Here is a 20,303-nt window from a genome sequence, read left to right as displayed (position 1 = left end):
ATGACACGCGTGGCGGTACTGGGTGCGAAGGGCCGGATGGGATCGACGTCGGCGGCGGCGATCGAGGCGGCCGAGGGGCTCGAGCTCGTGGGGGGGATCGACGTCGGCGACGACCTCGAGTCGCTCGCGGGGGCCGGCGTGGAGGCGGTGCTGGTCTTCACGACCCCCGACGTCGCATTCGACCAGGCGCGTTGGTGCCTCGAGCACGGGATCTCCGTCGTCATCGGCACCTCGGGCTTCGGCGACGACAAGGTGGCCGAGCTCCGCGAGGTCGTCGGCGGGCACGACGGCGTGGGTGCGCTGGTCGTCCCCAACTTCTCCATCGGCGCGGTGCTGATGATGCGCTTCGCGGCCCAGGCCGCGCCGTTCTTCGAGTCCGTCGAGGTCATCGAGATGCACCACCCCGACAAGGTCGACGCGCCCTCGGGCACCGCCGTCCGCACGGCCGAGGTCATCGCCCAGGCCCGGCGCGACGCCGGCTCGGCCGAACTGCCCGACGCCACCACGACCGACCCCGACGGAGCGCGCGGCGCGAAGGTCGAGGGTATCCCGGTGCACGCCGTTCGCGCGCGCGGCTTCATCGCCTCGCAGGAGGTCGTCCTCGGCGATCCGGGCGAGATCTTCACGATCCGTCACGACTCGTCCACGCGGGAGTCGTTCATGCCCGGCGTCGTGGCGGCGCTGCGCTGGATCCCCGGGCGCACCGGGGTCACCGTCGGGCTCGACGAGGTGCTCGGACTCGAGTGAGGAGCCTCAGCCGGCGATGAGCCGCACGAGCGCCGTGGACGCGGCCGCGGCGATCAGCATCGGCAGGAACGACACGTTGCGCCACAGCAGCACGGCGGCCACCGCGAGCCCGACGACGCGGGCGTCCAGCACGACCTCCTGGCCGTCGGTGAAGCCCTGCACGGCCACCAGCGCCGCGAGCAGGCCCACCGGGATGAACCCGGCGGCGCGCTCGGTGAGCGGGTGCTCGAGGACCTTGTCGGGCACCGACAGGCCCAGCAGCTTCAGGGCGTAGCAACCCACGGCCACCGCCAGCACGCCCCACCAGAGGTCACTCATCGCGACCTCCCGCGGGAACGAACCTCAGCCCCACCAGGACCGCCGCGACGCCCCCGATGATGATCGGCGCGCCGGGCGGCGTGAACGGCACGAGACCGAGCGCGACCGCAGCCGCCAGCAGGGCGAGCAGGCGCGAGGACGTCGAGTCCAGGCGCGGCCACAGCAGGCCCAGGAAGGCCGCGGCGACCGCCGCGTCGAGCCCGATGGCGCGCGGGTCGCCGATCCGCTCGCCCGCCACCGCGCCGATCAGGGTCATCAGGTTCCAGATCGCGAAGATGGTCAGGCCGGTCCAGTAGAAGCCGAGGCGGCCCTGCCGCGGGTCCTCCCGCACCACGGACATCGCCGTCGACTCGTCGATCACGATGTGGGCGGTCGCGAGGCGGCGCAGGCCCTTCACGCGCAGCACCGGTGCCAGCGTGATGCCGTAGAACGTGTTGCGGATGCCCAGCAGGACGGCGGTCAGCGCGCCGGTCATCGGGGCGCCGCCCGCGGCGACCACGCCGAGGAACGCGAACTGCGACGCCCCGGTGAAGGCCAGGAACGACAGGGCGCACGCCTGCCACACCGACATGCCGCCGGTCGTGGCGAGCGCGCCGAAGGTGATGCCGTAGAGGCCGACCCCGATCCCCACTCCGAGGGAGTCGGCGATGATCTCGCGGTCGGTGGTGGGCTCGCTCACGTCAGCGTCGTGTGGAGGCGGATCTGCTTGAGCGGACCGGTCGCGCCGGCGAACTCGCGGTGCGCCCCGTCGGCGTCCCAGCCCGAGTCGACCAGCCAGGAGCGCAGCACGTCGTCGGTGGGCGAGACCCACCAGACCGCGCGCTCGAACCCGTCGGCCCGCACGGTGTCAACGCAGGCGTGCAGCAGCCGGGAGCCGTGCCCCAGGCGCTGGTGGTCGGCGGCGACCACGAACTCGCCGATCTCGGCGTCGCGGACCTGGTCGGCGTCGGGGTCGTGGCACGGGTGCACGAGGGCGAAGCCGCGCACGGAGGCCCGCTCGAGTGCCACGAGGGTGCGCATGCGTGCGTCACGGGGAGCGCTGATGAGCTGGCTCCAGCGCTGCGCCATCACCGACTCGTCGAGGGCGTCGAGCTCGGCCGGGTCGACGGCGCCGGCGTACGTGCGCACCCAGTGGTCGTGCTGGACCGCGGCGATCGCGGTGCTGTCGTCGGGCCAGGCGAGCCGGACCGAGAGATCGGCGCTCATCGGACGAACGCCTCGCGCAGGCCCGAGCTCGCACCGTCGCGCTCCAGCGCGGTGGCGAACCGGTCGACGTTGCGTCGCGTCGGCCACGTGCCGAAGACGAGGGCGGCCAGGGCCGCGACGACGGTCACGAGCATCACGGCGCCGCCGATGAGGCCGGCCAGGCCGAGCACGGCGGAGAGCACGAGCGGGATCTCCAGGACGAGGAATGAGCGGGCGACGTGGGAGGAGAGGCGGCGCACCGAGGTCTCCTGCGGCGTGGGGTCGTCCACCGCCAGGGGAGCGGGCCGCGACCAGGCGCGCGAGACGAACGCGCCCGCCGCCAGGACCAGCGCGAAGAGGGCCAGCGCGACCCACCAGCGCGCCGCGGGCTCGTCCCCACCGCCGAACACGACGACGACGAGCGCGGCGAACAGGACGGTGACCCCGAGTTGGAGGGCGACGAATCGCTTCACGTCAGCAGGAGTCGGAGTGGTGGGTTCCGGCACGCCGGTCAGTATCTCACGCCGGTCGGGCCCGACTGTCGGGACGCGTTGCTAGTCTGCCGACATGCAGGCCTACCTCGATCTCGTCCGCCGGATCCTCGACGAGGGGGTGGCCAAGGGCGATCGCACCGGCACCGGCACGCGCAGCGTCTTCGGGCACCAGATGCGCTTCGACCTCGCCGACGGCTTCCCCGTGGTCACCACCAAGAAGGTGCACCTCAAGAGCGTCGTCGCCGAGCTGCTGTGGTTCATCGCCGGCGACACGAACACGCAGTACCTGCGCGACAACGGCGTCACGATCTGGGACGAGTGGGCCGACGACCAGGGCGACCTGGGGCCCATCTACGGCTACCAGTGGCGCTCGTGGCCGGCACCCGACGGTCGGCACATCGACCAGCTCAAGGCCGTCATCGAGGCCATCAAGGCCGACCCGAACTCGCGCCGTCACATCGTGAGCGCCTGGAACGTCGCCGACCTCGACGCGATGGCGCTCGCTCCCTGCCACGCGTTCTTCCAGTTCTACGTCGCCGACGGCAAGCTCAGCTGCCAGCTCTACCAGCGCTCGGCCGACGTCTTCCTCGGCGTCCCGTTCAACATCGCGTCCTACGCGCTGCTGACCCAGATGGTCGCCCAGGTCACCGGCCTCGAGCCCGGCGAGTTCGTGTGGACGGGCGGCGACTGCCACCTCTACGTCAACCACCTCGACCAGGCGCGCGAGCAGCTCACCCGCGACCCGCTGCCGCTGCCCACGCTGCGTCTCGACCCCTCGGTCACCGACATCGACGACTTCACGCTCGACTCGATCACGATCGAGGACTACCGCTCGCACGCCGCCATCAAGGCCCCGATCGCGGTCTGAGGGATGACGGTCACGATCGCGGTGGCGGTGGGCGAGAACGGCGTCATCGGGTTCGACGGTGGGATGCCCTGGCCGCGCACGGGCGACATGCGCCAGTTCAAGGAGCTCACGTGGGGCCACCCGATCGTGATGGGCCGTGCCACCTACGCCTCGATCGGCCGGCCGCTCCCGGGCCGCACCTCCGTCGTGCTCACCCGGCAGCCCGAATTCGACCCGGGCGATCCGAGCGTGATCGTCGCGGGCGACCTCGACACGGCACTGGCCCGGGCGCGCGAGCTGGACGACGAGGTCTTCCTGATCGGCGGCGCGGCGGTGTTCGACGAGGCGCTGGCGCGTGACCTCGTCGACACGATGGTCGTCACGCACGTCCCGCTGAGCCCACCCGGCGACACGTTCTTCGCGCCCGTCGACCCGGACCGCTGGACCGAGACCGACCGGCAGCGGCACCCGGGCACGCCCGACTACGAGATCGCCACGTACGTGCGCCGCTGACCCCCTTGTCGTGCGCCCGTCCCCGTTCGACACTGACGGGAAGGACAGGAGACATCCATGGCACACGGTGACATCACGCACATCGACATCCCGGTCGGCGACTACAAGAAGGCGCAGGACTTCTACGGCACCCTCTTCGGCTGGCAGATCGCGGAGGTCCCCGGCTTCGAGGGCTACCCGATGTGGCAGGCCCCCAACCAGATCAGCGGCGGCGGCCTCGCGCCCCGCTCGGACGACTTCACCCAGCCGCGCTCGTACGTCGAGGTCGACTCCATCGACGAGACGCTCGCGAAGGCACAGGAGCACGGCGCGCGCGTCGTGATGGAGAAGAACCCCATCTCCGAGACCAGCTGGTGGGCGATCTTCGAGGATCCCGACGGCAACGTGATCGGCCTCTACGAGGGCACGACCGACACGGGGGAGTGAGGCCTCAGAGCAGGATCGCGAGCTGACGCGATTGGGCCACGAGGCGGCCCTGGTCGTCCCACAGCTCGCCGTCCTCCTCGTGGAAGCCGTCGGCGAGGTGGCGGGTCGTGAAGTGCGACGCCACCCACGAGCCCGGCTCGGGCAGGCGGTGGAAGTGCACCGTGAGCTGCACCGTCATCGAGACCAGGTGGCCCAGCTCGAGCACCGGCGGGGGAGAGGCGTCGACCAGCAGGCCCACGGCGGGCCAATCGATCTCGGTGCCCCCGTCGAGGCGCTGCCACAGCGTGGCCGTCGGGTCGCCCGAGGGCTTGCCCTGGGACCAGCCCGGGGCCTGGGCCATCCGGTACTCGACGCGCCCGAACAGGCCGTCGGCGGGCATGTCGCCCTGGCGCGGGTCGGGCAGCGCGGCGGGGTCGGGCAGCACCGGGGCCGTGCCCAGCTCCTGGGTCGGGCCGTGGTGGTCGCGGGCGAAGCTGGCGGTCATCCGCGCCAGCGGCTTGCCCTCGCACGCCAGGTCGACGTCGACCGTCTGCACGCGCCGGCCCAGCTTGACCGGTGTGACGGTCAGGGTCGCCGTGGTGCCGGGCTCGGGGGAGGCGAAGTAGCTGATCGCGGCCACCACCGGGCGGCCGACATCGGCATGGTCCATCGCCGTGCGCAGCATGGAGGCCAGCACCCAGCCGCCGTTGGGCTTGCCCAGCGGGGTGTTCCAGCGGTCGGTCACGGGGAGCGTCAGCGTTCCGTCGGCCGCGGGGGTCGCGACGGTGTCCTGCGGGTAGTGGTCGGTCACCGGTTCATCCTGCCCGAGGGCTCCGACGCGTTGACGGTAACCTCGGAACATGACGTCTCCGCTGGCGACCGAGGCCGCTCCGTTCGGCCGGCTCCTCATCGCGATGGCCACCCCGTTCACCCCGGACGGCGGCCTCGACCTGGATGCCGCTGCCGCACTCGCGACCCACCTCGTCGACTCCGGGGCCGACGGCATCGTCGTCAGCGGCACCACCGGCGAGTCGCCCACGACCACCGGCGAGGAGGACGGGCGGCTGCTGGCCGCCGTGCTCGAGGCGGTGGGCGACCGGGCCACGATCGTCGCCGGCATCGGCACGAACGACACCCGCCACACCGTCGAGCTGGCCGAGCAGGCCGTGCGCGTCGGCGCCCACGGGCTGCTGCTCGTCTCGCCGTACTACAGCAAGCCGCCCCAGTCGGGCATCCTGGCCAACATCGACGCCGTCATCGACGCTGCCGGTGACACGCCGATCATGCTGTACGACATCCCGGGCCGCACCGGCGTCGAGATCTCCGAGGCGACCTACGCCGAGCTGGAGTCGCGACGCACGGTCCTGGCCGTCAAGGACGCCTCCGGCGACCTGGCCCGGGCCGCCCGCCTGCGCGCGAGCTCGCGCCTGGCGATCTACTCCGGCGACGACGTCGTGAACCTGCCGTTCTTCGCCATCGGCGCGGTCGGCACCGTCAGCGTCGTCGGCCACGTCGCCAGCGCTCACATCAAGCAGATGATCGAAGCGGTCGACGCCGGGGACCTGGCGCGCGCCCGCGAGCTCGACAACGAGATCCTCCCGCTCACGGCCGCCATCATGGGCCAGACGCAGGGTGCCATCGCCGCGAAGGCGGCCATGGTCGAGCTCGGCATCATCCCCAGCGCGGCCGTCCGGCTGCCGCTCACCCCCGCCACGGACGACCAGGTCCAGGTCATCCGCACCGCCTTGAAGGACGCAGGTCTGCTCGCATGAGCCATATGCACACCGAACTTCCCACCCCGCCCCCTCTCGAGCCCGGCGCGATGCGGGTCGTCCCGCTCGGCGGCCTCGGCGAGATCGGTCGCAACATGACCGTCTTCGAGTTCGACGGCAAGCTGCTGATCGTCGACTGCGGCGTGCTCTTCCCCGAGGAGCACCACCCCGGCGTCGACCTGATCCTGCCGGACTTCGGACCGATCCGCGATCGCCTCGACGACATCGTCGGCCTGGTCCTGACGCACGGCCACGAGGACCACATCGGTGGCGTGCCGTACCTGCTGCGCGAGCGTGGCAACATCCCCGTGATCGGCTCGAAGCTGACGCTGGCCCTGCTGGCGCCGAAGCTCAAGGAGCACCGCCTGAAGGACGTGCCGACGTACACCGTCTCGGAGAACGACGTCCAGTCGTTCGGCCCGTTCGAGTGCGAGTTCGTCGCGGTCAACCACTCGATCCCCGACGCCCTGGCGGTCGCGATCAAGACCGCGGCCGGCGTCGCCCTTCACACCGGCGACTTCAAGATGGACCAGCTGCCGCTCGACGGCCGCATCACCGACCTGCGCGCCTTCGCACGGCTCGGCGAGGCCGGCGTCGACCTGTTCCTGACCGACTCCACCAACTCCGAGGTGCCCGGCTTCACCACGGCCGAGAAGCAGATCACGCCGGCGATCGACGCCGTCTTCGCGCGCAGCAAGAAGCGCATCATCGTCGCGTCGTTCGCCTCCCACATCCACCGCGTCCAGCAGGTCCTCGACGCCGCCGTGAAGCACAACCGCAAGGTGGCCTACGTCGGCCGCTCGATGGTGCGCAACATGCAGATCGCCCGCGAGCTGGGCTACCTCAACGTGCCCGACGGCGTGGTCGTCGACAAGATCGACGCCGCCCCGCCCGAGCAGATGGTGCTCATGTCCACCGGCTCGCAGGGTGAGCCGATGGCCGCCCTGTCGCGCATCGCGAACCGGACGCACCCCCAGGTGCACCTCGAGCCCGGCGACACCGTCCTGCTCGCGTCGTCGCTGATCCCGGGCAACGAGAACGCGATCTACCGCGTGATCGACGGGCTCACCAAGATCGGCGCCAACGTCGTGCACAAGGGCAACGCCCTCGTCCACGTCTCGGGCCACGCCTCGGCCGGCGAGCTGCTCTACTGCTACAACATCGTGCAGCCGTCCAACGTGATGCCGGTGCACGGCGAGATCCGCCACCTGCACGCGAACGCGGTGCTCGCGCAGCAGACCGGCGTGCCCAACACGATCATCGCCGAGGACGGCTACGCCGTGGACCTCGTCGACGGTCACGCCAGGATCGCCGGGGCGTACGACGTGGGCTACGTCTACGTCGACGGCTCCTCGATCGGCGACGTCACCGACTCCGACCTCAAGGACCGGCGCACGCTGGCCGCCGAGGGCTTCATCTCGGTCATCGCCGTGATCGACTCCACCACCGGCAAGATCGTCACGGGTCCCGAGATCCACGCCCGCGGCCTGGCCGAGGACGACTCGGTCTTCGACGCGATCCAGCCGAAGGTGGTCGCCGCCCTCGAGGAGGCGCTCGCCGACGGCGCGCGCGACACCGCAGCGCTCCAGCAGGTCATGCGCCGGGTCCTGGGCTCGTTCGCGGGCCGTCGCCTGCGCCGCCGCCCGCTCATCATCCCCATCGTCCTGGAGGCGTGAGAGCCGCCTGCGGCAGCCGTTACGCAACCTCGCCAGCGGCGTAACCCGGGTGAAACAGTCCCTCTCCACGCTGGGGGTGTGAGCACTCGGATCATCGTCTGCGGGCACGGGACGACGTCGCACCTCGGCCGTTCGGCCCTCGCGTCGCTCGTCAACGCGGTCCGCCGCCATGCCCCGGGCTGCGAGGTGATCGACGCCTTCGTCGACGTGCAGCAGCCATTGCTCGCCGACGTGGTGGCCGAGACCTCCGGTCCTCGCGTCATCGTGCCGCTGCTGCTCAACCACGACTGCGCCACCGCGCAGCTGATGAACGAGGTGGCCGCGGACGATCCCCTCGTGCGCATCGCCCCGGCGATGGGCCCGGACTGGGTGCTGGCCGAGATCGGTGTGCGCCGCCTGATCGAGGCGGGTGCCAAGCCGTCGGACACGATCGTGATGGTGGCGCCCCAGGCCGACGGGTCGAAGGCGCTCGCCGACGTCTCGAAGGCCGCCCGGCTGCTCAGCGCGGTGTGGGGAGGACCGGTGCACGTGGGCGTCGTCGACGGCGTCGGCACCCCGGTGGAGGACGCGCTCGACGTGGCCCGGGCCCACAGCCACCGGGTCGTCGTCTCGATGTACGCGCTGGCGTCGGGGGAGGGCGCGTCGGCGATCGGACGGCTCGGCGCCGACGTCGTCACCGCCCCGCTGCTGGGCGCCGGAGCGCCGGATCCCCGTCTCGTCTCGCTGGCCCTGGAGCGCGCGCGGGTGCTGGAGGCACCCGGTCAGGTCGGCTCGGCCATCTGAGGACCGGGCCTGCGCCCGCGGCGTGGGTCCGTGAGAAGTCTCAGGTTCTGGTTTAGCCTTGCGATCATGGCGACCCGAACGTCTTCCCCGCCGCGCAAGCGGCCGTCCGGCAGCCAGGCCCGCAAGAAGCCCGCGGCGCGCAAGGCAGCACCTGCGCGCAAGCCGGCCCCCCGCACGGGTCCTGGTCCACTCAGTGCTGCCCTGCACGGCATCATGCGCGCGTCCACCGCCTTCTGGCTGGGACTCGCCGGTGTCGTGGGCGCGATCGCCCGCAGCATCGGCCACGGTGCGAAGGAGCTCGACGCCGAGCAGCGTCGCGACGGGGTCGGCCTCGCACTGGTCGCGCTCGCCCTGGTCACGGCCGCCGCGGTCTGGTGGGACGTCACCGGCGGCCTCGGTGCCGGCGTGCGCCGTGTCACCACGGGCTCGGTGGGCGTGCTGGCCTGGGCCGTCCCGATCCTGCTGGCCGTCGTCGCCTGGCGCACCCTGCGCCACCCCGACCGCAACGGTCCGGCCGGTCGCCAGGCGATCGGCTGGGGAGCCATCGTCGGCGGCGTCCTCGGCCTCGTGCACCTCGCGCACGGCACCCCGCGCCCCAGCGACCCCGACATGTCCGAGGCCGGGGGAGCGGTCGGCTTCCTCTTCTCGGCGATCCTCGTCGACCTGCTCAAGACCGGGTGGGTCGTCGCCCCGATCCTGGTGCTCGTCGTCGTCTTCGGCGTCCTCGTCGTCACGGCGACCCCGCTGTACGCCGTCCCCGATCGCGTGCGCTCCGTCCTGAACCGTGCCCTCGGCCGTGACAAGCAGCCCGAGGCCGAGGCCACTCCCGAGCCGGTCAAGAAGCGCCACCCGCGCACGATGCCGCTGGTCGACGAGCCGTTCGAGAACCCGCTCGTGGACGGCCCCGACGACGACCGGCAGGTGCCCGTCACCGTCCCGCCGCCCGTCCCGGTGCTCTCCGAGCCCGAGCCGCAGCCCGATCCGCGTCCGCTCGAGCCGCTGCCCGTCCGCGCCGAGCAGCTCGCGCTGTCGGGCGACATCGTCTACACGCTCCCCGAGCCGAGCGCCCTGAAGGAGGGCACCCCGCCCAAGGCGCGCTCCGCCGCGTCGGACGAGGTCGTCGGCCGCCTCACCGAGGTGCTCGAGCAGTTCCAGATCGACGCCACCGTCACCGGGTACACGCGTGGCCCGACGGTCACCCGCTACGAGGTCGAGCTCGGCCCGGCGGTGAAGGTGGAGAAGGTCACGGCGCTGAGCAAGAACATCGCCTACGCCGTGGCCTCCAACGAGGTGCGGATCCTGTCGCCGATCCCGGGCAAGAGCGCGATCGGCGTCGAGATCCCGAACGTCGACAAGGAGATGGTCTCCCTCGGCGACGTCCTGCGGTCGAACAAGGCCCGCAGCGACCACCACCCGATGGTGATCGGCCTGGGCAAGGACGTCGAGGGCGGCTACGTCGTCGCGAACCTCGCGAAGATGCCCCACCTGCTCGTCGCCGGCGCCACCGGCTCGGGCAAGTCGAGCTTCGTGAACTCGATGATCTCCTCGATCCTCATGCGGTCCACGCCCGACGAGGTGCGCATGATCCTGGTCGACCCCAAGCGGGTCGAGCTGAACGCCTACGAGGGCATCCCGCACCTCATCACGCCGATCATCACCAACCCGAAGAAGGCCGCCGAGGCGCTGGCCTGGGTCGTGCGCGAGATGGACCTGCGCTACGACGACCTCGCCAACTTCGGCTACCGCCACATCGACGACTTCAACAAGGCCGTCGTCTCGGGCAAGGTGCAGGCGCCTCCCGGCAGCGAGCGGGTTCTCACGCCGTACCCGTACCTGCTGGTCGTCGTCGACGAGCTCGCCGACCTCATGATGGTTGCCCCGCGCGACGTCGAGGACTCGATCGTGCGCATCACGCAGCTGGCCCGCGCGGCGGGCATCCACCTGGTGCTCGCTACCCAGCGACCGAGCGTCGACGTCGTGACGGGCCTGATCAAGGCCAACGTGCCGAGCCGCCTGGCGTTCGCCACCAGCTCGCTGGCCGACAGCCGCGTCATCCTCGACCAGCCAGGCGCCGAGAAGCTCGTGGGCCAGGGCGACGGGCTGTTCCTGCCCATGGGCGCGAACAAGACGATGCGCATGCAGGGCGCCTGGATCACCGAGGCCGAGATCGAGACGATCGTCACCCACTGCAAGGAGCAGCTGCAGCCGTCGTACCGCGACGACGTCACCGCTCCCCAGCAGGCCAAGCGCGAGCTGGACGACGACATCGGCGACGACATGGACCTCGTGCTCCAGGCCGTCGAGCTCGTCGTGAACACGCAGTTCGGCTCGACCTCGATGCTGCAGCGCAAGCTGCGGGTCGGCTTCGCCAAGGCGGGCCGGCTCATGGACATCCTGGAGAGCCGCGGCGTGGTCGGTCCGAGCGAGGGCTCCAAGGCCCGCGACGTCCTCGTCAAGCCGGACGACCTCGCCGACGTGTTGGCCAGCATCCAGGTCGGCTGAGCCACTAGGCTCGCCGGAACACCCAACTCATGTCACCGAACGTGTTCGCCCTCGGGGTGAACGCGAACGCGAAAGGAATCGCATGACCTACAACGCTCCGCCGCCGCCCTCGGGACCGGTCGGGGGGACGCCGCCGCCGAACAACCTCGTGTGGGCCATCCTCACGACGATCTTCTGCTGCCTGCCGCTCGGCGTCGTCTCGATCGTGTACGCGGCCCAGGTCAACGGCAAGTTCGCCGCTGGTGACCTCGCCGGTGCGCAGGAGTCCTCGCGGAAGGCGAAGCAGTGGGCCATCTGGTCCGTCATCGCCTTCTTCGTGGCTCTCGTCATTTACTTGATCGTGATCTTCCTCGTGGTCGCCAACGGCGACACCACGTCGACGTCGAGCCTCTGATCTCGATCGACAGCCACCAGCGCCCCGCGCCCGCCGGATCCGTCCGGCGGCGCGGGGCTCTGACGTTCGCGGGGGTGACCGTCGCCGGGCTGGCCGCCACGGCCGTGCTCGCGGCCGTCTCGCCCGAGGAGCCCGGGCACTACCCGACGTGTCCATTCCTGGCCGTCTCGGGCCTCTACTGTCCCGGCTGCGGCAGCCTGCGCGCCGTCCACGCGCTCACCCGCGGGGACCTGACCACGGCGTGGGACCGCAACCCGCTGGCCGTGCTGCTGCTCCCGGCGGTGCTGGTCGCCTGGGTTGCGTGGGGCCTGCGCCTGCTGGGCCGCCGTGCGTGGCACCCCAGCCGCATCCCGGCCGCCTGGATCTGGGCGCTGCTGGGCGTCGTGCTGGCCTACTGGGTGGCGCGGAACGTGCCCGGCTGGACCTGGCTCTCACCTGCCTGAGCCATACTGAGCCCCATGGACTCGTCTCGCCCGGCCGACAAGCCGAGCAACCTGAACGTCCCGAACGTCCTCACGGTCATCCGCATCCTGGGTGTCCCGGTCTTCGGCTGGCTGCTGCTCCACGACGGGGGCGAGTCCATCGGCTACCGGATCGCCGCGTGGGCCGCGTTCGTCGTGCTCATGGCCACCGACAAGATCGACGGCGACATCGCCCGCAAGCACAACCTGATCACCGACTTCGGCAAGATGGCCGACCCGATCGCCGACAAGGCGCTGACAGGGATGGCGTTCATCGGACTGGCGATCATCTTCACCGACCAGCCGTGGGGCACGGTCTTCTGGATCGCGGTCGTCCTCATGCTCGTGCGCGAGTGGGGCATCACGGTGATGCGCGTGGTCATGGTCCGTCGCGGGTTCGTCATGCCGGCCGGACGCGGCGGCAAGCTCAAGACCGTCCTGCAGTCCGTGGCGATCGCGGGCTACTGCCTGCCGTTCGAGATCTGGGACGGCCCGGTTCCCACCGTGATGCTCGCGCTGACCCACGTCGTGATGGCCGCCGCGCTGGTCCTCGCCCTCGTGACAGGCGTGCAGTACGTCCTCGACGCCCGCCGGCTGGCGGCGCAGACTCCCGCAGGCGGCGCCTCGCGGTGAGCGAGCGGGTCGACGTCGCGGCACTCGTGGCCGACCTGCGCTCGGCAGGGCACACGGTGGCCACCGCCGAGTCGCTCACGGGCGGCCTGGTGTGCGCCACGCTCGTCGACGTCCCGGGTGCCTCGTGGGTCGTCCGCGGTGGCGTCGTGGCCTACCAGCCCGACGTGAAGTCCGGCCTGCTCGGCGTGGCTCCCGACCTGATCGCCGAGCACGGCACCGTGAACGCGCCGGTCGCGGAGCAGCTGGCCGCCGGTGCCCGTGCTCGCCTCGACGCCACGTGGGGTCTCGGCACCACCGGGGTCGCCGGGCCCGGCCCCGCCGAGGACCGGCCCGCGGGCACGGTCTTCGTCGCCGTCGCGGGCCCCGACGGCGTCACGTCGCGGCGACTCGACCTCTCCGGCGATCGTGACGATGTCCGACGTTCGGCGGTCCACGCCGTCCTGGCGGACCTGCACTATAGGCTGGGGAAGAACAACGGCTCCACGAACGTTGATGCAGGCAAGGGAAGGTGATGGCGATGTCCGCGATGCGTGAACTCATCGGTGACGTGCTCCGGGCACGTCGTCTCGCCGAGGGCCTGACCCTGCGCGACGTCTCCGAGCGGGCCCGCATCAGCCTCGGCTACATCTCCGAGGTCGAGCGCGGCCAGAAGGAGGCCAGCTCCGAGCTGCTCGCCGCCCTGGCGCAGGCGCTCGAGGTCCCGCTGAGCAAGGTGCTGCTCGACGTCAGCTCGCTCCTCGAGCTCGAGGAGGCCGCCGACCTGGCCACGGTCTCGTCCATCGCACGCGACGAGGCCCGGGCCTCCGCGGCGTGAGGCACAGCGAGTTCTGGCAGCGCATGGAGGCTGCCCTGGGGGCGTCCTATGCCGCCTCGTGGGCCCGCCAGCAGGCCATCACCGCGCTCGACGGCCGCACCCCGGTCGAGGCGCTCGACGCCGGCGTCGATCCCCAGCGGGTCTGGCGCGCCGTGCACGCCACGCTCGAACTGCCGGCCCGCGAACGTTGAGTTAGCGTCGTGGGATGAGCAATCTTCCCGACCTGACAGGCAAGCGTGTCGCGATCATTGCGACCGACCACTTCGAGGAATCCGAACTCACGACGCCGCGTGACGAGCTGGAGGCGGCCGGGGCGGACGTGCGGGTCTTCGCGCCCCACGAGGGCTCGCTGCAGGCGATGCAGGGGGACACCGAGCAGACGATCTCCGTGCGCGTGGACGGCACCCTCGACAGCTTCGACCAGCAGTGGCCCGACGCGATCGTGCTGCCCGGCGGCACGGTCAACGCCGACCACCTGCGCACCGACGCGAAGGCCCAGGGCATCGTCTCCTCGGCCCTGGAGTCCGGGCTCCCGGTGGCGGCGATCTGCCACGCGCCGTGGCTGCTCGTGTCCGCCGGACTCGTCGAGGGCCGGCGGCTCACCAGCTTCCCGAGCCTCTCGGTCGACGTCAGCAACGCCGGCGGCGACTGGGTGGACGAGACGGTGGTGGTCGACCGGAACCTGATCACGAGCCGCAAGCCCGACGACCTGCCCGCCTTCGTCGACGCGATCGGCAAGGCCCTGACCGCGTAAGGACCCCGCCCGTCCCGAGATGTGCTCCGCATCCCACCTTCGAGCCCTGTTCGAACGTGGAATGTGGAGCACATCTCGTTGGGGCGGGTCCGTGGGCGCTGTTCGGCGTGTCGCGCTTCCGTCGAACAGGTGTTCGGCCTAGGCTCGTTCCACAGGCCGACGGTCAGGTCGGGCGTTCATCCACAGGCGAGTCGACGAGGCTCATTCATGTCAGTGGGTCCGCCTACCGTCGAAGATGGCCCGCCACCCCGACCAGAGCGGTCGACGACACGAAGGACGCAGCATGGCTTCCAAGAGCAGCACCACCCCCTCGAACAGGGACATCGCCAAGGAGCGAGCCAACAAGGACAAGGCGATCGAGAACGCCCTGGCCCAGATCGACCGCTCGTACGGCAAGGGGGCCGTGATGCGCCTGGGCGACCAGGCCCGCGCCCCGATCGAGGTCATCCCCACCGGCGCCGTCTCGCTCGACGTCGCGCTGGGCATCGGCGGACTGCCGCGCGGCCGCGTGGTCGAGATCTACGGGCCGGAGTCCTCGGGCAAGACCACGGTCGCCCTGCACGCGGTGGCCAACGCCCAGAAGGCCGGCGGAGTGGCGGCGTTCATCGACGCCGAGCACGCGCTGGACCCCGAGTACGCCCGCAAGCTGGGTGTCGACACCGACGCGCTGCTGGTGTCCCAGCCCGACTCCGGTGAGCAGGCCCTCGAGATCGCCGACATGCTGATCCGCTCCGGCGCGCTCGACATCATCGTGATCGACTCGGTCGCCGCCCTCGTGCCCCGCGCCGAGATCGACGGCGAGATGGGCGACAGCCACGTCGGCCTGCAGGCTCGCCTGATGAGCCAGGCGCTGCGCAAGATGACCGGCGCCATCAACGGCTCGGGCACCACCGCGATCTTCATCAACCAGCTGCGCGAGAAGATCGGCGTGATGTTCGGCAGCCCCGAGACCACCACGGGCGGCAAGGCGCTGAAGTTCTACGCCTCCGTGCGCCTCGACGTGCGCCGGATCGAGACGCTCAAGGACGGCACCGACATGGTCGGCAACCGCACCCGCGTCAAGGTCGTCAAGAACAAGGTCGCGCCGCCGTTCAAGCAGGCCGAGTTCGACATCATGTACGGCCAGGGGATCAGCCGCGAGGGCAGCCTGATCGACCTCGGCGTCGACGCGGGCTTCGTCCGCAAGGCCGGCGCCTGGTACACCTACGAGGGCGACCAGCTCGGCCAGGGCAAGGAGAACGCCCGCAACTTCCTGCGCGACAACCCCGACCTCGCCGACGAGATCGAGAAGCGCATCAAGGAGCACCTCGGTGTCGGGGCGAAGGTCGACGAGCCGGCCGCGGATCCCGCGGCCGTGGTCGACGATCTGGCGGGCGACCTCTCGGCCGCTGACTTCTGATGATCGACCCCACGGATCCGGACACGGATCCGCGGGCGGTCATCGTCGCGGGCCGGACGATCGCGATGGATCGTCTGGCCGCGCGCGACCGCAGCCGCGGTGAGTTGCTCGACGCGCTCGCGCGTCGCAGGTTCCCCGAGGACGTGGCCATCGTCGTGGTCGACCAGCTCGAGTCCGAGGGGCTGGTCGACGACGAGCGGTTCGCCCGCACGTGGGTCGAGCAGCGCAGTCGCGCCAAGGGGCTGGCCCGCTCCGTCCTGCGGATGGAGCTGCAGCGCAAGGGCGTGGCCTCCGAGGTCATCGACCTGGTCCTGGACGACGTCGACCCCGATGCCGAGCGCCGGGCCGCGCACCTGCTGGTCCAGCGCAAGCTGCGATCCGTGCAGGGGCTCGACCAGTCCGTCCAGGTCCGTCGTCTCACCGCGATGCTCGCCCGCAAGGGCTACGCGCCGCAGGTGGCCTTCGACGTGGTCCGCGCCGAGCTCGACGCCGATCACGTGGCGATCGAGTCCACGTAGTTCGGCCGCGCCCTAGTCTGTCAGCGTGTTCGCGTTCCGCCCCCTGGTCGAGGCCGACCTGGGGGCGGTCGTGTCATGGCGCAACGAGCCGCACGTCCTGACCTGGTTCCCCGAGGCGCTTGTCGACGTCGAGCACGCGCGTCGACGCCTCGTCCCTCGGCCGACCGGTGAGGACCCGGTGCGCAGGTGGATCGCCGAGCTCGGGGGAGTGCCGGTCGGCTACCTGCAGAGCTTCGTCGTCGCGTCCGACGACGACCTCACGGTGCGCTGCCAGGACCCCGAGGCGGTCGCATTCGACTACCTGGTCGGAGATCCGGACCTCGTCGACCGAGGACTGGGGACCGAGATGATCCGGAGCTTCTGTCGCGACGTGCTGGTGCCCGAGTATCCCGACGCACCGCGCTTCCTCGCCGCTCCCGACGCTCGCAACCACCGCTCGATCCGGGTGCTGGCCAAGTGCGGCTTCGTGGCCGGGCTGTGGATCCAACCCGAGGGCGCGCCGTGGGCCGACGTCGTGTGCACGGCCCAGCGTCGTCTCTTCGAGTCTACTGTCGAGTAACATGATCGCCATGCCCTCGACCTACGCGGTGTACCGCCAGCTCTCGGCCCTCCCGAAGGGTCGCGCCGTGTTCGGCGCCTTCTTCACCCGCGCCGCGCCATACTTCGCCAGTGCCCACCTGCGCGTCGTCGAGATGGCGCCCCACCACGGCGAGGTCGTCGTGCCCCTGCGGCGCTCCACGAAGAACCACATCGGCACGGTCCACGCGATCGCGGCGTGCAACGGCCTCGAGGCGGCGATGGGGCTGCTCGCCGAGGCGACCTGCCCGCCGGACCACCGGTGGCTGCCGAAGGGCATGGAGGTCCGGTACCTCGCCAAGTCCGACTCGGATCTCGTCTGCACCGCCGACAGCGACCCGGCCGACTGGTCGGGCGGTCCGGAGGTGCCCATCTCCGTCCGGGCCACGCGCGCCGACGGCACGGTCACGGTCGAGGGCACGATTCACCTGTGGGTGACGCCCCGGAAGTGATCCAGGGCTCGAGGCTCGCCGAGGCGTGCGTGAACCGCCCCGCCCGCACCGTGGCCTCGACCTGCACGGATCGCAGGTGGGCTGCGACGGCGGCCGAGTCGCCGCGGGCCTCGAGCGGGTCGCGGTCCAGCAGGACGAGGTCGGCCCGCTGACCCACGGCCAGCGTGTCGGCACCGTCCACGCTGGCGGCGAGCGCCTCGGCGGCAGTGATGGCCTCGGCCGGGTTCCACGGGGAGCGCTCGTCCGCCGAGCGGTGCACGGCCGCGGCCATGGCGATCCACGGGTCGAGGGGAGCGACGGGCGCGTCGGAGCCGAAGACGAGGTCGACGCCCGCGTCGAGCAGGCCCCGCCACGGGAAGCAGCGATCCGCGCGATCGGCCCAGAGTCGTTCGGTGACGTCACGGTCGTCGAGCAGGTGGGCGGGCTGGACGCTCGCGCGGACGCCGAGCTCGGCCAGCTGCTCGATGTCGTGCCGGGTCAGCAGCTGGGCGTGCTCGATGCTGCCGCCGACCCCGGTCGCGCGGAACGCCGCCAGCGCCTCGTGGGCGGCGGCGTCACCGATCGCGTGCACCGCGGCGCGGAAGCCGGCCGACCGGGCGCGAGTGAGCAGCTCGATGAGGTCGGCCCGGTCGTGGTTCTGGACACCGCGGTCGGACCCGCCCCCGTAGGGCTCGTGGCAGTACGCCGTGCGGGTGTTCAGGGAGCCGTCGGAGATGATCTTCAGCGGCCCGACGGTGACGGGTCCGTCCGGCGTCACGGACGACCCGGTGCGCAGGCCCACAGCGATCATGTCGTCGAGGTACTCGGGATAGACCGCCGAGCGCACCCAGAGAGCGTCGAGGCCCTGCGACAGCCGCTCGCGCCACGTGGACAGCGGCTCAGCCCACTCGAAGTCCACGACGCCCACGACGCCGCGCGACGCCGCGGCCGCCATCGCGTCGGCGACGGACTGGCCGCCGTCCTGGGCGGCATTGCGCTGCACGACGTCGGCCATCAGCGCGAACCACGGCGCCTCCGTGAGCGGCCCGTCGGTGAGCGGTGCGCCGAGTGCCGTGAGCGCGGCCGAGTTCAGCCAGCCCGTGTGGGCGTCGCCGCTCGTGACGACGACGGGCCGGTCGCCCGTGACGGCGTCGAGCTCGGCGACGGTCGGCTCCCGCGTCCAGTCGGCCAGCCGGAACCCGAAGGCGAAGAGCCAGTCGCCGTCGGGCACCGAGGGCAGGTGCCTGCGGATGATCTTCACCGCCTCGGAGGGGTCCTCGGCCGAGGAGACGTCGAGGCGTGTCCGGGTCTGCGCCCACTGGGTGAAGTGGACGTGCTGGTCCCACAGCCCGGGGATCGCCCAGCGCCCGCCGGCCTCCACGACCCGGTCGCCGGGCTCGGGGCTCAGCCCGGTTCCCACGGCCACGATCGTGCCTTCGGCGATCCGCAGGGAGACGGGTTCGCCGGGCGCCGCCGAGCGCACCGGGACGAGGCGCACGTCGCGCAGAAACACAGGTGTCACGGCAGCATTCTGACCCGGGGCCCCGGTGAGGTGAGCCCCGGGTCAGCGCGAAGCCAGCACGGCGCTGTCCTCGGCCGCGTGGGCGTCCACGGTGCGCGACTCGGTGAGACGTCGCTGGGCAAACCGACCGAGCTGCTCGAGGCCCAGGTTGAGCACGATGTAGATGGCGCCGAGCACCAGCGCGACCTGGAGGTGGTTGTCGAACTCACGCCAGATCTGGCGGCCGGCGTACGTGAGACCGGGGGCGACGATGATGTAGCCGAGCGACGTGTCCTTCAGTGCCACGATGCACTGGCTGATGATCGCCGGCGTCATGATCTTGATCGCCTGGGGCAGCTGGACGATGCGCATCACGGCGTTCTTGCGCATGCCCAGGGCGTACGCGGCCTCGACCTGGCCCTTCGGCACGGCATTGATGCCGGCTCGGACCGTCTCGGCGAGGACCGAGCCGTTGTAGAGGATCAGGCCGATCACGAGCGGTGCGAGCAGCTCGATCTGGAACCGGTAGAGCGCCCACAGATAGGTGATGAGGATGACCAGTGGGACCGCGCGGAAGAACTCCACCACGACCCAGCACGGCACCCGGACCCACGCATGGTCCGACAGCTTGCCGATGCCGAACAGTACGCCGAACAGGAGGGCGCCGGCGATCGCCATCACGGCTGCCAGGAGCGTGTAGTAGAGGCCCTCGAGGATGAACTCCACGTAGGCCGGGGTGACGAAGACCTCCCACAGATCGGCCGCGAACTGGCCCGTGGACGCGAAGCGCCACAGGACGAAGCCGAGGAAGGCCGCGACCACGACGACCGTCACCACCGAGAGGATCCGGTTGCGTCGACGGGCGCGGGGTCCGGGAACGTCGAACAGCAGGGTGCTCATCGGGCGACCACCTTCCAGCGTCGCTCGGCCCAGGAGGCGAGCAGGGAGATCGCCGCGACGATGCTGATGTACATCGCCGCGATCGTGAGGAACGCCGCGGTCCGCGAGCTCGGGTAGTCGCGCAGGAGACCCTGGAGGCGGAACGCGACGTCCGCCAGGCCGAGTGCGGCGACGAGCGAGGTGTTCTTGACCAGCGCGATGAAGACGCTGGCCATCGGCGGGACGACCAGGCGGAACGCCTGGGGGAGGATCACCTGGGTCATCGTCAGCGTGAAGGGCATGCCCACCGCTCGCGCGGCCTCGGCCTGGCCCATCGGGACGCCGTTGATGCCCGATCGCAGCGCCTCACAGACGAACGCGGCGGTGTAGATCCCGGCCGCCAGCGAGACGTTCCAGAAGAAGCCGAAGTCGATCCCCATCGCCGGCAGGCCGTAGTAGGTGATGAACAGCAGCAGGAGCAGGGGAGTGTTGCGGAACAGCGTGACGTACGCGGTTCCGACGACGCGCATCGCCGGGACCGGGCTGACCCGGGCCACGGCGATGATCGTGCCGAGGACGAGGGCGATGAGACCGCTGGCCACGAAGACCCGCAGCGTGACCCAGAAGCCCTTGAGGAGCAGCTCCCAGCTGTCCTGCAAGAACGAGAAGTCCACGTCTCACCACCCTCGTCGTCGGTCGGT

At 71.2% G+C, this 20,303-nt stretch carries 27 protein-coding genes; 19 read left to right on the top strand and 8 right to left on the bottom strand.

Annotation, left to right across the window (positions count from 1 at the left end; translation table 11 throughout):
* Window positions 1–747, top strand: a complete 747-nt coding sequence (dapB, locus tag B2363_RS01705) for a 4-hydroxy-tetrahydrodipicolinate reductase (protein ID WP_286928005.1) — start codon at window positions 1–3, stop codon at window positions 745–747.
* Between the two features lie 6 nt (window positions 748–753).
* Here the strand turns inward: dapB and B2363_RS01700 are convergent, their stop codons facing one another.
* Genes B2363_RS01700 through B2363_RS01685 form a run of 4 tightly spaced genes read right to left on the bottom strand, consistent with a single transcriptional unit; the run spans window position 754 to window position 2,723 of the window.
* A complete protein-coding gene (locus tag B2363_RS01700; RefSeq protein WP_078701217.1) occupies window positions 754–1,065 on the bottom strand; it encodes an AzlD domain-containing protein in 312 nt (103 codons plus the stop codon).
* Window positions 1,058–1,744, bottom strand: a complete 687-nt coding sequence (locus B2363_RS01695) for an AzlC family ABC transporter permease (protein WP_286928002.1) — start codon at window positions 1,742–1,744, stop codon at window positions 1,058–1,060. The genes B2363_RS01700 and B2363_RS01695 overlap by 8 nt, the downstream gene beginning before the upstream one ends.
* Window positions 1,741–2,271 (bottom strand): GNAT family N-acetyltransferase, encoded by a 531-nt coding sequence (locus B2363_RS01690; protein ID WP_181755467.1) that lies wholly within the window; start codon window positions 2,269–2,271, stop codon window positions 1,741–1,743. Before B2363_RS01690 ends, B2363_RS01695 begins: the two co-directional genes overlap by 4 nt.
* Window positions 2,268–2,723, bottom strand: coding sequence for a hypothetical protein (locus B2363_RS01685; protein WP_286928000.1), 456 nt, complete (start codon window positions 2,721–2,723; stop codon window positions 2,268–2,270). Before B2363_RS01685 ends, B2363_RS01690 begins: the two co-directional genes overlap by 4 nt.
* 94 nt (window positions 2,724–2,817) lie before the next feature.
* Here B2363_RS01685 and B2363_RS01680 point away from each other — a divergent pair, with 94 nt between their 5' ends.
* Genes B2363_RS01680 through B2363_RS01670 form a run of 3 tightly spaced genes read left to right on the top strand, consistent with a single transcriptional unit; the run spans window position 2,818 to window position 4,530 of the window.
* Window positions 2,818–3,612 (top strand): thymidylate synthase, encoded by a 795-nt coding sequence (locus tag B2363_RS01680; RefSeq protein WP_286927999.1) that lies wholly within the window; start codon window positions 2,818–2,820, stop codon window positions 3,610–3,612.
* 3 nt (window positions 3,613–3,615) lie between these two features.
* The gene (locus B2363_RS01675) at window positions 3,616–4,104 is read left to right on the top strand and encodes a dihydrofolate reductase (RefSeq protein ID WP_286927996.1); all 489 of its coding nucleotides are present in this window, start codon (window positions 3,616–3,618) and stop codon (window positions 4,102–4,104) included.
* A 57-nt stretch (window positions 4,105–4,161) separates the two neighbouring features.
* Complete coding sequence (locus tag B2363_RS01670) at window positions 4,162–4,530, top strand: VOC family protein (RefSeq protein ID WP_286927995.1); 369 nt, start codon at window positions 4,162–4,164, stop codon at window positions 4,528–4,530.
* A 4-nt stretch (window positions 4,531–4,534) separates the two neighbouring features.
* On the opposite strand, the gene B2363_RS01665 is transcribed toward B2363_RS01670, so the two are convergent.
* Complete coding sequence (locus tag B2363_RS01665) at window positions 4,535–5,320, bottom strand: thioesterase family protein (protein WP_286927993.1); 786 nt, start codon at window positions 5,318–5,320, stop codon at window positions 4,535–4,537.
* A 49-nt stretch (window positions 5,321–5,369) separates the two neighbouring features.
* Between B2363_RS01665 and dapA the strand changes: the two genes are divergently transcribed.
* The 15 genes from dapA to B2363_RS01590 all read left to right on the top strand — a co-directional run bounded on the left by dapA (window position 5,370) and on the right by B2363_RS01590 (window position 17,243).
* Window positions 5,370–6,281: a 4-hydroxy-tetrahydrodipicolinate synthase gene (gene dapA / locus B2363_RS01660; protein WP_286927990.1), complete on the top strand. Its 912-nt coding sequence runs from the start codon at window positions 5,370–5,372 to the stop codon at window positions 6,279–6,281.
* Window positions 6,278–7,957, top strand: coding sequence for a ribonuclease J (locus B2363_RS01655; RefSeq protein WP_286927989.1), 1,680 nt, complete (start codon window positions 6,278–6,280; stop codon window positions 7,955–7,957). Before dapA ends, B2363_RS01655 begins: the two co-directional genes overlap by 4 nt.
* A gap of 78 nt (window positions 7,958–8,035) precedes the next feature.
* On the top strand, window positions 8,036–8,740 hold the full coding sequence (locus B2363_RS01650; RefSeq protein ID WP_286927987.1) for a sirohydrochlorin chelatase: 705 nt from the start codon (window positions 8,036–8,038) through the stop codon (window positions 8,738–8,740).
* A gap of 66 nt (window positions 8,741–8,806) precedes the next feature.
* Window positions 8,807–11,242 carry an FtsK/SpoIIIE family DNA translocase gene (locus B2363_RS01645; RefSeq protein ID WP_286927984.1) on the top strand — a complete coding sequence of 812 codons (2,436 nt, stop codon included), beginning with the start codon at window positions 8,807–8,809 and terminating at the stop codon, window positions 11,240–11,242.
* Between the two features lie 82 nt (window positions 11,243–11,324).
* Window positions 11,325–11,636 (top strand): CD225/dispanin family protein, encoded by a 312-nt coding sequence (locus tag B2363_RS01640; RefSeq protein ID WP_286927983.1) that lies wholly within the window; start codon window positions 11,325–11,327, stop codon window positions 11,634–11,636.
* Window positions 11,637–11,710: 74 nt separating this feature from the next.
* Window positions 11,711–12,079, top strand: coding sequence for a DUF2752 domain-containing protein (locus B2363_RS01635; RefSeq protein WP_286927981.1), 369 nt, complete (start codon window positions 11,711–11,713; stop codon window positions 12,077–12,079).
* Between the two features lie 15 nt (window positions 12,080–12,094).
* Window positions 12,095–12,730, top strand: a complete 636-nt coding sequence (gene pgsA, locus B2363_RS01630) for a CDP-diacylglycerol--glycerol-3-phosphate 3-phosphatidyltransferase (RefSeq protein ID WP_181755484.1) — start codon at window positions 12,095–12,097, stop codon at window positions 12,728–12,730.
* Entirely contained in the window at window positions 12,727–13,242 is a 516-nt protein-coding gene (locus B2363_RS01625) for a CinA family protein (protein WP_286927978.1), read from the top strand. Before pgsA ends, B2363_RS01625 begins: the two co-directional genes overlap by 4 nt.
* A gap of 14 nt (window positions 13,243–13,256) precedes the next feature.
* Window positions 13,257–13,544, top strand: coding sequence for a helix-turn-helix domain-containing protein (locus B2363_RS01620; protein WP_414632734.1), 288 nt, complete (start codon window positions 13,257–13,259; stop codon window positions 13,542–13,544).
* Window positions 13,541–13,735: a DUF3046 domain-containing protein gene (locus B2363_RS01615; protein WP_286927975.1), complete on the top strand. Its 195-nt coding sequence runs from the start codon at window positions 13,541–13,543 to the stop codon at window positions 13,733–13,735. The genes B2363_RS01620 and B2363_RS01615 overlap by 4 nt, the downstream gene beginning before the upstream one ends.
* Before the next feature lie 14 nt (window positions 13,736–13,749).
* Window positions 13,750–14,298, top strand: a complete 549-nt coding sequence (locus tag B2363_RS01610) for a type 1 glutamine amidotransferase domain-containing protein (protein WP_286927972.1) — start codon at window positions 13,750–13,752, stop codon at window positions 14,296–14,298.
* Between the two features lie 283 nt (window positions 14,299–14,581).
* Entirely contained in the window at window positions 14,582–15,697 is a 1,116-nt protein-coding gene (gene recA, locus B2363_RS01605; protein ID WP_181755489.1) for a recombinase RecA, read from the top strand.
* Complete coding sequence (locus B2363_RS01600; protein WP_286927970.1) at window positions 15,697–16,215, top strand: regulatory protein RecX; 519 nt, start codon at window positions 15,697–15,699, stop codon at window positions 16,213–16,215. The genes recA and B2363_RS01600 overlap by 1 nt, the downstream gene beginning before the upstream one ends.
* Window positions 16,216–16,240: 25 nt before the next feature.
* Window positions 16,241–16,774 (top strand): GNAT family N-acetyltransferase, encoded by a 534-nt coding sequence (locus B2363_RS01595; RefSeq protein ID WP_286927969.1) that lies wholly within the window; start codon window positions 16,241–16,243, stop codon window positions 16,772–16,774.
* 10 nt (window positions 16,775–16,784) lie between these two features.
* A complete protein-coding gene (locus B2363_RS01590; protein ID WP_286927968.1) occupies window positions 16,785–17,243 on the top strand; it encodes a hotdog fold domain-containing protein in 459 nt (152 codons plus the stop codon).
* Here B2363_RS01590 and B2363_RS01585 read toward each other — a convergent pair.
* Genes B2363_RS01585 through B2363_RS01575 form a run of 3 tightly spaced genes read right to left on the bottom strand, consistent with a single transcriptional unit; the run spans window position 17,197 to window position 20,276 of the window.
* Window positions 17,197–18,744, bottom strand: coding sequence for an amidohydrolase (locus tag B2363_RS01585; protein WP_286927966.1), 1,548 nt, complete (start codon window positions 18,742–18,744; stop codon window positions 17,197–17,199). The two genes, B2363_RS01590 and B2363_RS01585, sit on opposite strands and share 47 nt — an antisense overlap.
* Before the next feature lie 42 nt (window positions 18,745–18,786).
* Complete coding sequence (locus tag B2363_RS01580; protein WP_181755494.1) at window positions 18,787–19,623, bottom strand: amino acid ABC transporter permease; 837 nt, start codon at window positions 19,621–19,623, stop codon at window positions 18,787–18,789.
* Complete coding sequence (locus B2363_RS01575; RefSeq protein ID WP_286927964.1) at window positions 19,620–20,276, bottom strand: amino acid ABC transporter permease; 657 nt, start codon at window positions 20,274–20,276, stop codon at window positions 19,620–19,622. Before B2363_RS01575 ends, B2363_RS01580 begins: the two co-directional genes overlap by 4 nt.
* Window positions 20,277–20,303: the final 27 nt, after the last annotated feature.

The organism is Aeromicrobium sp. UBA7512 (assembly GCF_002476985.1).
Lineage (GTDB): Bacteria > Actinomycetota > Actinomycetes > Propionibacteriales > Nocardioidaceae > Aeromicrobium > Aeromicrobium phoceense.
This window is presented reverse-complemented; position numbering and strand designations above follow the sequence as displayed.

What these genes read in the sequence shown, in the direction of transcription:
- dapB (WP_286928005.1), top strand. Translation starts at nt 1, where the DNA reads ATGACACGCGTGGCGGTACTGGGTGCGAAGGGCCGGATGGGATCGACG.
- B2363_RS01700 (WP_078701217.1), bottom strand. Translation starts at nt 1,065, where the DNA reads ATGAGTGACCTCTGGTGGGGCGTGCTGGCGGTGGCCGTGGGTTGCTAC.
- B2363_RS01690 (WP_181755467.1), bottom strand. Translation starts at nt 2,271, where the DNA reads ATGAGCGCCGATCTCTCGGTCCGGCTCGCCTGGCCCGACGACAGCACC.
- B2363_RS01680 (WP_286927999.1), top strand. Translation starts at nt 2,818, where the DNA reads ATGCAGGCCTACCTCGATCTCGTCCGCCGGATCCTCGACGAGGGGGTG.
- B2363_RS01675 (WP_286927996.1), top strand. Translation starts at nt 3,616, where the DNA reads ATGACGGTCACGATCGCGGTGGCGGTGGGCGAGAACGGCGTCATCGGG.
- B2363_RS01670 (WP_286927995.1), top strand. Translation starts at nt 4,162, where the DNA reads ATGGCACACGGTGACATCACGCACATCGACATCCCGGTCGGCGACTAC.
- dapA (WP_286927990.1), top strand. Translation starts at nt 5,370, where the DNA reads ATGACGTCTCCGCTGGCGACCGAGGCCGCTCCGTTCGGCCGGCTCCTC.
- B2363_RS01655 (WP_286927989.1), top strand. Translation starts at nt 6,278, where the DNA reads ATGAGCCATATGCACACCGAACTTCCCACCCCGCCCCCTCTCGAGCCC.
- B2363_RS01645 (WP_286927984.1), top strand. Translation starts at nt 8,807, where the DNA reads ATGGCGACCCGAACGTCTTCCCCGCCGCGCAAGCGGCCGTCCGGCAGC.
- B2363_RS01640 (WP_286927983.1), top strand. Translation starts at nt 11,325, where the DNA reads ATGACCTACAACGCTCCGCCGCCGCCCTCGGGACCGGTCGGGGGGACG.
- pgsA (WP_181755484.1), top strand. Translation starts at nt 12,095, where the DNA reads ATGGACTCGTCTCGCCCGGCCGACAAGCCGAGCAACCTGAACGTCCCG.
- B2363_RS01620 (WP_414632734.1), top strand. Translation starts at nt 13,257, where the DNA reads ATGCGTGAACTCATCGGTGACGTGCTCCGGGCACGTCGTCTCGCCGAG.
- B2363_RS01610 (WP_286927972.1), top strand. Translation starts at nt 13,750, where the DNA reads ATGAGCAATCTTCCCGACCTGACAGGCAAGCGTGTCGCGATCATTGCG.
- recA (WP_181755489.1), top strand. Translation starts at nt 14,582, where the DNA reads ATGGCTTCCAAGAGCAGCACCACCCCCTCGAACAGGGACATCGCCAAG.
- B2363_RS01600 (WP_286927970.1), top strand. Translation starts at nt 15,697, where the DNA reads ATGATCGACCCCACGGATCCGGACACGGATCCGCGGGCGGTCATCGTC.
- B2363_RS01590 (WP_286927968.1), top strand. Translation starts at nt 16,785, where the DNA reads ATGCCCTCGACCTACGCGGTGTACCGCCAGCTCTCGGCCCTCCCGAAG.
- B2363_RS01580 (WP_181755494.1), bottom strand. Translation starts at nt 19,623, where the DNA reads ATGAGCACCCTGCTGTTCGACGTTCCCGGACCCCGCGCCCGTCGACGC.